Annotated in this window: 1 pseudogene; it reads left to right on the forward strand. The window is 72.0% G+C overall.

The window, feature by feature from the left end:
* Positions 1-67 precede the first annotated feature (67 nt).
* Positions 68-293: pseudogene (locus tag ACFHWY_RS28955) on the forward strand (ISAs1 family transposase); the annotation flags it as partial.

Here is a 293-nt window from a genome sequence, read left to right on the forward strand (position 1 = left end):
CCGGGCGGTCGGCGCTTACCTGGCAGACCGGCACCGCGCCGCCACCAGGCCTGCTCAGGCGCCGTCGTTGTCCACGCCCCGGCGACGGCAGGCGATCGCTGTCGACGGCAAAGCACTCAAGGGATCAGCCCGTCTCACCACGGCCCGCCGGCATCTGCTCTCCGCGGTCACCCACGGCACCGTCGTGACCCTCGCCCAGGTGGAGGTCGGCGCGAAAACGAACGAGACCAGCCACTTCCAGCCGCTGCTGGCGCCGCTGGACCTGACCGGCACGGTCGTCACCTTCGACGCCC

Origin of the sequence: Micromonospora sp. LOL_024, assembly GCF_048060415.1 — a bacterium.
In the GTDB taxonomy this organism is placed as follows: domain Bacteria; phylum Actinomycetota; class Actinomycetes; order Mycobacteriales; family Micromonosporaceae; genus Micromonospora.